At 63.8% G+C, this 13,842-nt stretch carries 8 protein-coding genes; 3 read left to right on the top strand and 5 right to left on the bottom strand.

Annotation, left to right across the window (positions count from 1 at the left end; translation table 11 throughout):
• The first annotated feature begins 116 nt into the window (after positions 1–116).
• Both RJ527_01620 and RJ527_01615 read left to right on the top strand, forming a co-directional pair.
• Positions 117–2,447 carry a hypothetical protein gene (locus RJ527_01620; GenBank protein WND76456.1) on the top strand — a complete coding sequence of 777 codons (2,331 nt, stop codon included), beginning with the start codon at positions 117–119 and terminating at the stop codon, positions 2,445–2,447.
• 118 nt (positions 2,448–2,565) lie between these two features.
• Positions 2,566–4,032: an FAD-binding protein gene (locus RJ527_01615; GenBank protein WND76455.1), complete on the top strand. Its 1,467-nt coding sequence runs from the start codon at positions 2,566–2,568 to the stop codon at positions 4,030–4,032.
• Between the two features lie 15 nt (positions 4,033–4,047).
• On the opposite strand, the gene RJ527_01610 is transcribed toward RJ527_01615, so the two are convergent.
• The 4 genes from RJ527_01610 to RJ527_01595 form a co-directional block, all read right to left on the bottom strand.
• A complete protein-coding gene (locus RJ527_01610) occupies positions 4,048–4,503 on the bottom strand; it encodes a cupin domain-containing protein (GenBank protein WND76454.1) in 456 nt (151 codons plus the stop codon).
• A gap of 56 nt (positions 4,504–4,559) precedes the next feature.
• On the bottom strand, positions 4,560–5,447 hold the full coding sequence (locus RJ527_01605) for a transglutaminase family protein (protein WND76453.1): 888 nt from the start codon (positions 5,445–5,447) through the stop codon (positions 4,560–4,562).
• Between the two features lie 10 nt (positions 5,448–5,457).
• Positions 5,458–8,037, bottom strand: a complete 2,580-nt coding sequence (locus RJ527_01600; GenBank protein WND76452.1) for a circularly permuted type 2 ATP-grasp protein — start codon at positions 8,035–8,037, stop codon at positions 5,458–5,460.
• 126 nt (positions 8,038–8,163) lie between these two features.
• On the bottom strand, positions 8,164–11,475 hold the full coding sequence (locus RJ527_01595) for a transglutaminase family protein (protein WND76451.1): 3,312 nt from the start codon (positions 11,473–11,475) through the stop codon (positions 8,164–8,166).
• A 210-nt stretch (positions 11,476–11,685) separates the two neighbouring features.
• Here RJ527_01595 and RJ527_01590 point away from each other — a divergent pair, with 210 nt between their 5' ends.
• Complete coding sequence (locus RJ527_01590; protein WND76450.1) at positions 11,686–12,537, top strand: hypothetical protein; 852 nt, start codon at positions 11,686–11,688, stop codon at positions 12,535–12,537.
• Between the two features lie 106 nt (positions 12,538–12,643).
• On the opposite strand, the gene RJ527_01585 is transcribed toward RJ527_01590, so the two are convergent.
• Positions 12,644–13,828, bottom strand: coding sequence for an acyl-CoA dehydrogenase family protein (locus RJ527_01585; GenBank protein WND76449.1), 1,185 nt, complete (start codon positions 13,826–13,828; stop codon positions 12,644–12,646).
• Positions 13,829–13,842: the final 14 nt, after the last annotated feature.

Here is a 13,842-nt window from a genome sequence, read left to right as displayed (position 1 = left end):
TCGCCAAGTTACGATATAGTTTTCATGGCTGGGTTGGCAATCGCTGTTGCAGCCCGCTTCACTAGACGACGCTAAATAAGACAAATCAATGGGACATAGGTCCAGGAGGGGACAAAATGCTCGACCAGCAGGATGACGGCGGCCAGGGCGCGCTCAATTCAAGTTCAACCATCGAGGCGCCGATCGCGCCCCATGAACTCGGCCATGCGGTGCTGACGCCGTCCGGCGCGTTCGAGGCCGGTTCGTGGCAAACCTTCAAGCTGGTTTATACCTGCGGCAAGTACGGAATGGATGACAGCGCCTCCATGCGCGTCTGTTTCCGCTTCGCCTCGGACCAGAGCCGCCCGCAGTTCGACGATCCCAAGTGGCGCAACTACACCACGGTCGTCGCCTCCAACAATGCCGTGTTGGAAGCCCGCTACGACCCCAAGGGCAACGTGCGGCCGTGGGACAGGGCGCTATATATCAAGGTGGTCAAGGGCTTCATGAAGGAAGGTGACACCATCACCATCACTTTCGGCGAAACCTCGGGCGGATCGCAAGGCATGCGCCTGCAGACCTTCTGCGAGGATACCTTCGAATTCCGCGTCCTCGTCGATCCCATCGCCACGGCCAACTACCAGGCCCTGCCGGAACAGCCGGTGATCCGCATCGTGCCCGGCAAGCCCGCGACCTTCGCCGCCGTGGTGCCGACGGCCCGCCGCCCCGGCGAAACCTTCGACCTGAAGATCAAGGGCGAGGATATCTGGGGCAACCCGTCCGACCAGTGCGACGTGACCTTCAAGGTCAAAAGCTCGCGGCCCGTCAACGGCCTGCCGGATAGCGTGACACTGACACCGGGCTCTTTCGCGGCTTTCGTCGAGGGGCTTAGCGTCGACGGCGCCGGTCCCGTGCAAATCTGGTTCGAGGACGCCTCGGGCGCGGAAGTCTTCCGCGCCAACCCTCTGTGCATTCAGAAGGACCTGGACCTGAAGCCCTATTGGGTCGATCTGCATGGCCAGTCCGAGGAAACCATCGGCACCGGCTCGGCCCGGGCCTTCTTCGAATTCGCCCGCGACCGCGCCTTCGTCGACGCCGCCGGTCATCAGGGCAACGATTTCCAGATCACCAAGGGCTTCTGGTCGCACCTGGACAACCTGTGCGAGGAATTCGACGAACCCGGCAAATTCCTGACTCCCCTGGGGTATGAATGGTCGGGCAATACCGCCTTGGGCGGTGACCGCAACATGTTCTATCCCTCGAAGGACCGGGTCATCCGCCGGTCCTCCCACGCGCTGATCGAGGACAAGTCGGACCTTGCCACGGACTGCAACACGGCGGGCGAGCTTTACGCAGCCCTGGCCCGCGACAAGGAATGGGATGCCGTATCCTATGCCCATTGCGGCGGCCGCTATGCCGATGTGAAACTGGCCCACGACGGCCGGTTCGAGAAATCCATGGAAATCCATTCTTCCTGGGGCACCTTCGAATGGCTGGTCGAGGACGCCCTGGACATGGGCTATCGCACCGGCATCGTCGCCAATTCCGACGGCCACAAGGGCCGCCCGGGCGCGAGTTATCCCGGGGCGTCCCTGTTCGGCGCCGTCGGCGGGCTGACCTGCATGCTGATGCCGGAATTGACGCGGGAAGCCCTGTTCGACTGCATCCGCAAGCGCCGTCACTATGCCACCACCGGCGGCCACGGCGGCCGCATGGTGATCGACGTGAAGGCACGGTTCGACGCGCCGGGCACGCTCTATCATGACGATCCGGCGCTCGACTATCCGACGCCACCCAAGGGGGCCGAAACCCGCGAGGCCATGATGGGCGACATCGTCCACCTGCCCGAAGGCGGGGTGAAGCTTGATGTCGACATCCTGGCCGCATCGCCGGTCGAACGCATCGACATCTTCAACGGCCGCGACCTGATCGAGACCGTGCGGCCTTACGGCCAGGAAGACCTGGGCGGGCGCATTCGCGTCCATTGGGAAGGGGCCGAATACCGGGGCCGCTTCCGCCAGGTCATCTGGGACGGCACGGCCCATGTCCAGGACAACGAGATCGTCCGCGCCCAGGCCTTCAATTTCTTCAATCCGGAAAAGGTCCTGGAGCAGACGTCGGACACGGCGCTCAAATGGATGTCGTTGACCACGGGCAACTTCGCCGGCTTCGACGTCTGGGTGAAGGACGCCTGGGGCGGCACGTTGCAGATCGAAACGCCGCTGGTGCAATGCGGCGTGCCGCTGGAGGAAATCGGCCTGGAGGACGAGATGTTCGACAAGTCGGGCATCCTGCCCCGGTTCCTCAAGGTTTTCCGCCTGCCGGAGGAAAACCCGCACCGCAAGGTGTCGTTCTCGCGCCGCATTGATCTGCGCGACGACAAGGACAACGCCATCTTCATCCGCCTGACGCAGGAAGACGGCACGCGGGCCTGGACCTCGCCGGTTTACGTCTGTCGCAAGTTGTAAATCCGCCGCGACCTCTTGTAGCCTAGCCGACACGGACGGGAACAGACGTCCGTGTCGGCGCGCGCCCGCGCACCGTCGAGCCATTCGAGACCACCAATCGGAAAATTGAGGACCACACTTGAAACCTTACGCATGGGACAGGGAAACGGACGTCATTGTCCTGGGCTTCGGCGGCGCCGGCGTGGCGGCGGCGGTCACCGCGCATGATCAGGGGGCGGAAGTCCTGATCCTGGAAAAGGCGCCAGAGGGCCTTCATGGCGGCAACACCCGCATCGCGGCCCAGGGTTATCTGAACACGTCGGACGCGGACAAGGCGGCGATCTATCTGGAAGCGCTGTGCGGACCCTACCCGGTGCCGGATGACATGATCCGCACCTGGGCGCGGGAAATGTGCCTGAACAACGACTGGGTCCGGGATCTGGGCGGCGACCCCCAGGAACACCAGCATCAGCCGGAAGGGATCGAATACCCGGAACTGCCGGGGGCGACCTGCGTCCACAAGTTCCATGACGGCCCGACCTACGGCTATTCCTTTACCTGGAACCGCTTCGAAAGCTTCGTCACCGAACGGAATATCGCCGTCGAATACGAAACCCCGGGTCGTGAGCTGATCCAGGACGGCGAGACCCGGGAAATCATCGGCGTGCGCGCGGAAAAGGACGGCAAGTCCGTCCTCATCAAGGCGCGGCGGGGCGTGGTCCTGACCTGCGGCGGGTTCGAGAACAACCAGGAAATGATCCGCAACTACCTGCCGGGCGTCTCCCATTGCTATCCGTCCGGGACCCCCTACAACGAAGGCGACGGCATCTCCATGGCGATGGCGGTGGGCGCGGATCTTTGGCACATGAATAATTACGCGGGCCCGTCGATGGCCCTGAAGGTGCCGGAATTCCCGGCCACCATGTCGATCCAGGCCCTGCATTTCGCCAAGGAATACCCCGGCGGGATGATCATCGTCGGGCCGGACGGCCGGCGGTTCTACGACGAGAAGTTCAAGCACCGCCACGGTAAGGTGCCGGTCAACGGCGTGTGGTCGCCGATGCACGTGCCGACGCCCATGTTCATGGTGTTCGACCAGGACATGATGTCGGCGGCGCCGCTGTACAACAAGGACCCCAACCGTGGCTGGACGCCGATCATCACGCGCTATGACTGGAGCGACGACAATTCGGCCGAACTGGAAAAGGGCTGGATCAAGAAGGGCGGGACGATCGAGGACCTGGCGCGGACCGTCGGCCTCGATCCCCAGGCGCTGGCGGCCACGGTCGCGCGCTGGAACGCCAACGCCGAGGCGGGCGAGGACCCGGATTTCGGGCGCAAGCTGATGCTCAACCCGCTGGCCAAGGGGCCGTTCTACGCCATGGAACTGTCGCCCTCGATGATCAACACCCAGGGCGGCCCCCGGCGCAACGAGGAGGCGAAAGTTCTGCGGCCCGACGGCACGCCCATTCCCCGGCTGTACAGCGCCGGCGAGCTGGGCTCGATCTACAGTTATCTCTATCAGGGCACGGGCAACATCGGCGAATGCCTGGCCTTCGGGCGGATCGCCGGGCGCAACGTCGCCGATGAAACGCCTTGGTCTTGAGACTTTTCAGAGGGGTCAGTCGGGAACGACGTTCTTCATACCTTCGGCGCCCATGTAGACGACGAGAATCCGCACGGGTTCCGTGCCCGTGTTGATGCCCTGATGGCGCTGGTCCATGGCTTCCATCAAGGCGGCGCCGGTGGTGTAGGTTCGGACCCCCTTGTCGCCGTAATCGACCAGCAGTTCGCCGGACAGGATGTAGCCGAACAGCGGCACGCCGTGGCGGTGCCAGCCGGTCGACTTGCCGGGCGGCAGGGTGACAACCGCCGCCGTGACCTCGGCGGGCAGGCCGCCGGGATAGCGGACCGCTTCCCCGACGATGGTCTTCGTCGGCCCGGACAGCAGCCGTTCGACCTGGACTTTCCCGTCGCCGGCCCGGTAGGCATCCTTGGTGTCCCCGGCCGTTGCCGCCCCGGTCATGGCGAACAGCGCCAAACCCGCGAACGCCGCGCGGGCCATTTCGATTGTCATCGGATCGTTTCCCCCTTTGGTGTAACGGTGCCCGGCCATGGGTCCCGTGGCCGGGCCTATGCCTCGGCGGGAACCGCCGCGGGTGCCACGTCCACGGCGACCGCGACCTTGTGCGCGCCGCCGCCCAGCACCATGCCGTTGATCGGGCTGACGTCGCCGTAATCACGGCCCCAGGCGACGGTGATGTGTTCGTCCCCGGGCATCATGTTGTTGGTCGGGTCCAGATCGACCCAGCCGAATTCGGGCACCCATACGGCAAGCCAGGCGTGGGAGGCATCGGCGCCGACCTTGCGTTCCTGGCCTTCGGGCGGATGGGTGCGCAGGTATCCGGAGACATAACGCGCCGGCAGGCCCATGGTGCGCAGGCAGGCGATTTGCAGGTGGGCGAAATCCTGGCACACGCCGCGCTTGTCGGCGAGCACCCGGTCGATGGGGGTGGAGATGTCGGTGACGCCGCCTTCGTACTTGAAGCCATTGTAGATGCGCGCCATCAGGTCCAACGCCCCTTCCAGCACCGGGCGGCCCGGTGGGAAGGACGTCTGGGCGAAGGCCTCGGCCTGGGCCGACACGGTGAACGGGCTTTCGAACACATACTGGCTGGCGTCCAGGCACACCGGGTCCGACTGATTGACCAGATATCCGGCGACGTCTTCCCAAGGCGGGGTGGCGGCGGGATCGGGGGCCGGCAGGGCATGGATTTCGACCTGACAGGTGGAGACGATCGAGAGTTTGTTATGCGGCTCCTCAATCGTCAGGTAGGTCGTCGGATTGCCGAAGAAATCCATGTCGTTCTTGGACAGGGTCGGGGGCGGTTCGATGATCAGGGCGTGATGGTGGGTGACCTGATGGGGGCAGGACCGGGGGGCGAGATGAAGCAGGTGCTGGGACAATGCCACGTCCCAGGTGTAGGTGATCGTCGTCTGATGACTGATGTCGTAGATCACGGCCTGACACTCATGGGACCATGCCCCCGGCGGACGTGCTACGGGTCGGCAGCACGTGGCTGAAGTACTTGCGGGCAATCGCGTTCGACATTTCCAGGGTCTGATTGGCGATCTGATCCAGGAACTGGGCCAGTTCGTTGCGTTGGCCGCGTTTGTTGCGCTGATTGCAGAGCTCCATCACGTCAGCCAGGCGGATTTGGCTGTACATCGACTGAATCAGGTATTCCTCGCGCGGCAGGGTGGCGCTTTCCTCGTCATGGGGAAAATGGCGGATGTGTTCGCCCAGGGTCGCGACCTGGAAGGCGAGAGAGCGCGGGTTGGTATCGTCGGCCAACAGCAGATCGACCACCGCCGGCAACTGCACGGTCGAAAGGTAGCGCGTGCGGTAGGTCATGGAACTGTCGCCCAGTTCCAGCAGCAGGTCCAGGCGGCCTTCCTCGGCCGGGTTGCCGTCGACCACCAGTTCACGGATCAGCTTCGCCGTATGGGTCGTGCGGTCGACCCGCCGCCCCGTGTCCAGCAGGCGCCAGCCGAGCGAGCGGGTCATGTTTTCCATCTGCATGCCGCTGAAGGCCGAAAGCTCTTCCAGGATGTGGTTGAGCAGCGCCAGCGCCGCCGACACGTCGAGCCGGATCATCGCCGCCTGGCCCACGGCGCGCTGATGCAGGCCGTTCAGCACGCGCCAGGAATCCGTGGACAGCCGCTCGCGCACCAGGGATGCGGTGCGTTGCAGGTTGCCCAGCAGGTTCAACAGCCCGTTGGCCCGCCCCCGGTCGAACAGGATCATCGCCATCTCGCGTTCGACCGCGCGGATGCCGCCGGCCGCGGCCTTTTGCGCCGTGCGGCGGTTGAGATAGTCCAGATCGACCAGGATGTTGGTCAGGCGCGTCAAGGTCTGCGGATCGTCCCCGGCGCCGGCTTCGCCGGCAAACCGCAGGATCAGGGCCCGCATCAGGCGGACCGAGCTTTCCGTGCGTTCCGCATAACGGCCGAGCCAGAACAGGTTGTCGGCCACGCGCGACGGCAGGTCCGAACCGGACCGCCGGAGCGTCACCGCCTGGTCGGGCGCGGTCAGCCGGGTGAAGGTCGAGACCGGGCCGTCGGACAGCACCCAGGTATCCTTCGACGCATCGCCCTGCTGCATGGTGATGGCCTGGGCGGCGACGCTGTCGGCGGTCCGCGTCAGCCCGCCGGGCATCACCCGGTAACTGTCGCCGTCGGCGCAGACATAGACGCGCAGCACGACCGGCCGGGGTTCGATGCCGGCCTCGGACCAGCCGGGAGTGGTCGAGAGCGTCAGGGTTTCCTGCCCGAAGTACTGGTAACCACGGCGGCCGAGCAGGTCGATGATCTCCTGCCGCCGCTCGCCCGAGGCCTGACCGGGCAGTAACGCGCCGTTGCGGTTGTTGAGGATCGAGGAATTGGAGAACGTCGGGCGCAGCACCAGGTCGTCCAGGTGCTGGCTGACGTATTCCCGTTCCTTCTCCTGGCCGCACCACCAGGTCGCGAGGGACGGGACCTTCAGATCCTCGCCCAGAAGCTCGCGGCACAGGCCCGGATAGAAGCTCATCAAGGCTTCGCATTCGACGACGCCCGACCCCAACGAGTTGGCGACGACCACGTTTCCGGCGCGCACGGCGGCAACCAGACCGGCGACGCCGAGAAGGGAGTCGTTACGCAGTTCCAACGGGTCGCAGAAATCGCTGTCGACGCGGCGCAGGATCAGGTCGACTCGCTTCAGACCGTTCAGGGTCTTCAAGAATACGTGGTTGTCACGCACGGTCAGATCGGCGCCCTCGACCAGAGGAAAGCCAAGGTAGCGCGCCAGATAGGCGTGTTCGAAATAAGTTTCGTTATGCGGCCCCGGCGTCAGCAGCACGGCAAGCGGATCGTCCCGGCCGGACAGGTTGATCAGGTTGTCGCTGAGCGCCTGGAAAAACCCGGCAAGGCGGTGGACCTGGGCGGCGCGGAAGATGTCCGGCAGGGTGCGCGCCAGCACGATGCGGTTTTCCAGGGCGTAGCCGGCGCCCGATGGCGCCTGGGTGCGGTCGCTTAAAACCCACCAGCGCTGATCGGCGGCGCGCGCCAGATCGAACGCCATGAAATGCAGATGCACGCCGCCCGGTGGGTCGATGCCGCGCATGGGGCGCATGAACGCCGGATTGCCGTAGACCAACGACGACGGCAGCAGGTTGCGTTTCAACAGGGTCTGGTCGCCGTAGATGTCGTGGACGATGGCGTTCAGCAGCTTGGCGCGCTGGATCAGGCCGGCTTCCAGGGCCTTCCATTCCTCGGCCCCGATCAGGAAGGGGATCGGGTCCATGCGCCAGGGGCGGGTCGATTCCCCGGTGTCGTCGTAGATGTTGTAGGTGGTGCCGTTTTCCCGGACGAGGCGCTGCGCCGTGTCCCAGCGGTCCTGCAATTCCTGATCGCTGAACCGTCCCAGGCTTTCCAGGAAGTTGCGCCAATGGGGGCGCACGCCTGCCTGGACGTCCATCATCTCGTCATAAACGCCGGGGAAGGGGGCATAGTCGTCGTCCAGGAAAACGCCTGGCGACGCGCCGTTCTTTGCCGGATTGTTGCGGCTCACGCGATGCTCCACGCCCGACCGGGCCCATACCCATATTGGAGGGGCGAGGATAGGAGATCGCCGGGCGTTCGGCTAGTGCGTTGTTTGATCAAGATGAATCCAGTCGGAAAAGGGGTGTTCCCCGGCTCAGTGCACCGTTTTCGCGCGGCGCAGATCGAGCGTCATGGGAAACTCGTCGTTGTCGCGGCGTTTCGGCGCGTCGGAGGGGCCGGTGGTATGGCCGATGTCCTCGAACCGGGCCAGACGCCGGCTTTCCGCCTCATAGGCGTTGACGGGGAAGTGCTCGAAGTTGCGCCCGCCGGGGTGCGCCACGTGGTAGGTGCAGCCGGAAACCGCCCGCCCGGTCCAGGTGTCGTACAGGTCGAACACCAGGGGCGCGTCGACCTCCACGCCGGGGTGCAGGGCCGATGCGGGCTTCCACGCCCGGAAGCGCACGCCGGCGAAGTACTCGCCGGCCTTGCCGGTCGATGTCAATGGCACCTCAAAGCCGTTACAGGCAATGCGGTAACGCCCGCCGGTCATGCCGGTGATCCTCACCTGTAGGCGTTCGACGGAGGAATCGACGAAACGCACGGTGCCGCCGGCGGCCCCTTCCTCGCCCATCACATGCCAAGGCTCCAGCGCCTGACGCAGTTCGATTTCCATCTGCTCGTACTGCACGGCGCCATAGCGCGGGAAGCGGAATTCGAAATGCGGCGCGAACCAGTCGGCCTCGAACGGGTAGCCCTGGATGTTCATGTCGGCGATGACGTTCTCGAAATCGGCCCAGACGGAATGCGGCAGCATGAAGCGGTCGTGCAGTTGCGTGCCCCAGCGCACCAAGGGCCCGGAATAGGGCGTGTCCCAGAACCGCGCGATCAGGGCGCGGAGCAACAGTTGCTGGGTCAGGCTCATGCGCGCGTGGGGCGGCATTTCGAAGGCGCGGAATTCGACCAACCCCAGGCGGCCCGTGGGGCCGTCCGGGGAATACAGCTTGTCGATACAGATTTCCGTGCGGTGGGTGTTGCCGGACACGTCGATCAAGAGGTTGCGCAGCGTGCGGTCGACCAGCCACGGCGGGCATTCGGTGCCCTTTTCCGGGATCTGGGCGAGCGCGATCTCAAGCTCGTACAGGCTGTCGTGGCGGGCTTCGTCGATGCGCGGCGCCTGACTGGTCGGGCCGACGAACATGCCGGAAAACAGATAGCTGAGGCTCGGATGATGCTGCCAGTAGGTGACCAGGCTTTTCAGCAGGTCGGGGCGGCGCAGGAACGGGCTGTCCTTGGCCGTCGGCCCGCCGGCAACCACGTGGTTGCCGCCGCCGGTGCCGATGTGGCGGCCGTCCAGCATGAATTTTTCCGTGCCCAGGCGCGACAGGCGGGCTTCTTCGTAGAGCGTTTCCGTGCTTTCGACCATTTCGCGCCAGCTTTCGGCCGGCTTGATGTTGATCTCCAGCACGCCCGGGTCCGGCGTGACCTTGATGACGTTGAGGCGCGGGTCGTTCGGCGGGGCATAGCCTTCGATATGCACGGGCATGCCGGTTTCCGCCGTCGCGTCCTCGATGGCGGCGATCAGGTCCAGGTAGTCTTCCAGCGTTTCCGTCGGCGGCATGAACACGCAAAGCCGGCCGTCGCGGGGCTCGATGGTCATGGCCGCGCGGACCCGGCCCTTGGCGCCGGTCGCGGACTGTTCGGAAATGATCTGGCGGCCGCTGCCCGGATGCTCGGAACCTTGCAAGTAGGGCTGGCGCGCGGCGTCCGGTTCGGGCAGGTCGCCGCGTTCGTCGAAGGGGTCGGCGGGCACGATATAGGGATAGTCCACGGACCGGATATGGGGCAGGGAATCCAACGGCAGGCGGTAGCCCACGGGGGAATCGCCCGGGATCAGGACCAGGCGGTCCGTGCGCGTCGACCAGGGCTCGCTGTACCAGCGCCGGTTGCTGGCCCGCGCGTTCCAGCGCTGCACCGGCAGGACGTAGCCCGTCGGCTTCGACAGCCCGCGCGAGAACACCTTGCTCAGGCGTTCGCGCTCGAGCGGGTCGTCGAGTTTGGAATCCTCCAGGGTCACGTTCTCCGGCAGGCGGCGTTCCTGCTCCATGAAATGCCAGGGGTCCTCATAGGCGGCGATGGTCGCGTCGGGCGACACGTCCAGGCGTTCGGCGATGCCGCGGGCGAAGGTCTCGGCGGTCTTGATGTCGGGCTTGTGGTCGTCGACTTCCCGGGCGAAGGCGGACTGGTCGCGCCAGATCGGCACCCCGTCGCGCCGCCAATAGAGCGCGAAGGCCCAGCGCGGCAGGGGCTCCCCCGGATACCACTTGCCCTGGCCGAAATGCAGCAGGCCTTGCGGCGCGTACTTGTCGCGCAGGCGGCGGATCAGGTCGTCGCCCAAGGGGCGCTTGGTCTTGCCCGTGGCGGCGGTGTTCCATTCGTCGGCGTCGACATGATCGATGGACACGAAGGTCGGCTCCCCGCCGAGCGTCAGGCGCACGTCGCGCTTGATCAGCTGCTTGTCGATCTCGTCACCGAGCGCGTCGATCGCCTGCCACTGCTCTTCCGTGTAGGGCTTGGTCACCCTGGGGCTTTCGGCGATGCGGGTGATCAGCATGTCGAAATCGAAGTCGACCTCGCTGGGCCCCACGGCACCCGAGATGGGGGCGGCGCTCCTGGGGCGCGGCGTCGCGGCCAGCGGGATATGGCCCTCGCCGGTCAACAGGCCCGAGGTGGGATCGAAGCCGATCCAGCCCGCACCCGGCAGATAGACCTCGGTCCAGGCGTGCAGATCGGTGAAATCGACCTCCGACCCCGACGGCCCGTCCAAGGACTTCACATCCGGTTTCAGCTGAATCAGGTAGCCGGATACGAAACGCGCGGCAAAGCCCATGTGGCGCAGGATTTCGACCAGCAGCCAACCCGTGTCGCGGCAGGATCCCCGGCCGCTCGACAGGGTTTCCTCGCAGGTTTGGACCCCCGGCTCCATGCGGATCAGGTATTCGATTTCCGTTTGCAGGCGCTGGTTCAGGGCGACCAGATATTCGACCGTGCGGCCTTCCTGCTTGGGCAGCTTGTCCAGCCAGGCCCGCAGCAGCGGTCCGGCGGGCTCGGGCTTCAGGTAGGGTTCCAGCTCTTCCCGAAGGGCCGGATCGTAAGCGAAGGGCAGTTCCTCCGCATCGGGCTCCAGGAAGAAGTCAAACGGGTTCTGCACCGACATGTCGGCGACCAGATCGACCGTGACCTCGAACTTCTCGACCGGGTCGGGATAGACGACACGGGCCTGATAGTTGCCGTGGGGGTCCTGCTGCCAGTTGATGAAATAGCCCTCGGGCTCGATCTTGAGCGCATAGCTGAGGATTGGCGTGCGAGCATGGGGGGCCGGGCGCAGGCGGATGATCTGCGGACCCATCTCGACCTTGCGGTCGTAGATGTAGGAAGTCCGGTGGTGCAGGGCGATATGAATGCTCATGGCCGGGATCGCACCTAGTCATTGGGAGTTAAGGGTCCGCGCCGCCGCGGCACCTGTTGGATGCTACACCAACACAGACGTTCATGCCCGTCAATCGTTCGCGGGCGCACAAAACGTTGCGATTAGAGCAGAACTAATTCGTGTGGGTTTGTGGGACCTGGGCTATTGTTGATGTGTTCAACTATAGCGGCGGTTTGCAAGAGAGATGCGATGCTTGAGTGCCTTCGGGTAAGCGTGACTTGCTATAACTCTCCCGCTCTTGCGTGGATTTTGTACGCGTCCCTTGTCGCGCTTGCAGTACTTGCAGGTATTTATCTGAATCGTTACGCCAAGTTTGTTCATCGTACGACGTGGTGGGACCCCTCCGAAAAAGGTCCTTTCGAAAAGCTTGATTGGCCTGACGTCGTCACTTTGATGAACGAAGATCCAGCATGCTATTCGCCGAAAGAGCGATGCTATCGGTTTTGTTCGCAGCGGATGATGGTGCTGGGATTGTATGCCTTAGGGATAATATGGGGCGTGGCGAGCTTTTTTTTAATCCATTCGAAAATGAATAATTTGACCGTTGCAAAGCTAGGTGACCTGGGCACCTTCTTTGTTGGTATTTCCGTTGTCATTGGTGTTGCTGGGTTCTTGATACGCACGCGAATCGACACAAGGTCTCGAAATCGACAGGAATGGATTGATCAAATTCGTGGGTGTTTATCAGGGCTGTTCTTCCACATGCCGGAAGCGTGGCGGTATGCTGATCGAAAAGATGATCTGGGCTTATTTGTTCTCAAGCCGATCGAAGATGCGCAGGCATACTATCTGGAGCATCATGGGGAATTGGAGCTTCTGTTGAATCCGTCGGAATGTGAACACCGCGCGCTGTTGTCTCTCCTCAGGTACATGTACTTGCTGGACATGATCGGAATAGACGAGGTTGCTTATAAAGAGTTGGATCTCAATCAATATTGTCGCTTTGATAAATACAAGTGGATCGATCTCAAATCGAAAGCGGTTCGATTGTCCAATGCGGTTCTCAAACGGGAATGGGAACAAATAAAGCACGTGCGTTAACCGGGTGATATCGCACAAAAAAAAGCCCGCCGGCCCAAAAGGGCCGGCGGGAAGTAGCAACAGGGAAGTTGATCTAGTTGCCTTTGGTCAGATTTAAGACCGGAGTCTAATAGGACCGGGGCAACCCCAGCACATGCTGCGCGAGATAGCTGAGGATCAGGTTCGGCGAGATGGGCGCCGTTCGGGCGAGTCGCGCCTCGCGCCATTTACGTTCGATGTGGTATTCGCGGGCGAAGGCGAAGCCGCCGTGGGTGGTGAAGCAGGCTTCGCCGGCATCCCAGGCCGATTGCGCCGACAGCAGCCGCGCCATGTTGGCTTCCGCGCCGCAGGGCAGGCCGGCGTCGAACATGGCCGTCGCCTTGCGCACCATCAGGTCGGCGGCTTCGATGTCCGCATAGGCCTTGGCGATGGGGAACTGGATGCCCTGGTTCTGGCCGATGGGCCGCTTGAACACGATGCGTTCGTTGGCGTAGGCGACGGCCTTTTCGATGAAATAGCGGCCGTTGCCGATGGCTTCCGACGCGGTCAGGCAGCGTTCGGCGTTCATGCCGTCCAGGATGTACTTGAAGCCCTTGCCTTCCTCGCCGATCAGGGAATCGCCCGGGATCGGCACGTTGTCGAAGAACACCTCGCAGGTGTTGTGGTTGACCATGGCGTCGATGGGGCGGATTTCACAGCCGTGCTTCTGCGCTTCCTTCAAATCGATCAGGAAGGTCGAAATGCCGTCCGTGCGCTTTTCCACCTTGTCGGCGGGCGTGGTGCGGGCCAGGAGCAGCATCAGGTCCGAATGGGCGGCGCGCGATGTCCACACCTTCTGGCCGTTGACGACGTAGCCGTTGCCCTGCTTGTCGGCGCGGGTTTTCAGCTGCGTGGTGTCGGACCCGGTGGTCGGCTCCGTCACGCCGAACGCCTGCAAACGCAGTTCGCCCGACGCGATCTTGGGCAGGTAGTAGTCTTTTTGTTCTTTCGAGCCGTGCCTGAGGATCGTGCCCATGGTGTACATCTGGGCATGGCCCGGCGAGGCCGAGCAGCCGGACACGTTGATGGTCTCCAGAATCACCGCCCCGCCGCGCACGGGCAGGCCGGCGCCGCCGTATTCCTCGGGGATCAGGGCGGCGAGGTAACCCGACGCGGTCAGCGCCTCGATGAATTCGGTCGGATAGCTGCCCGACGGCGGCTGGTCTTCCAGCTTGTGCCAGTATTCGCCGGGAAAGTCGGCGCAGACCTTGGCGACCTGTTCGCGGATTTCCGGATAGTCGACCTCTAACGGGATGCTCAGTTCGGCGGTCATGCTGTGTTCCTTAA

The organism is Thalassospiraceae bacterium LMO-SO8 (genome assembly GCA_031655335.1).
Taxonomy (GTDB): Bacteria; Pseudomonadota; Alphaproteobacteria; order Rhodospirillales; family Casp-alpha2; genus UBA1479.
The sequence above is the reverse complement of the archived record's forward strand: the minus strand, read 5'-3'. Positions and strand labels throughout refer to the sequence as shown.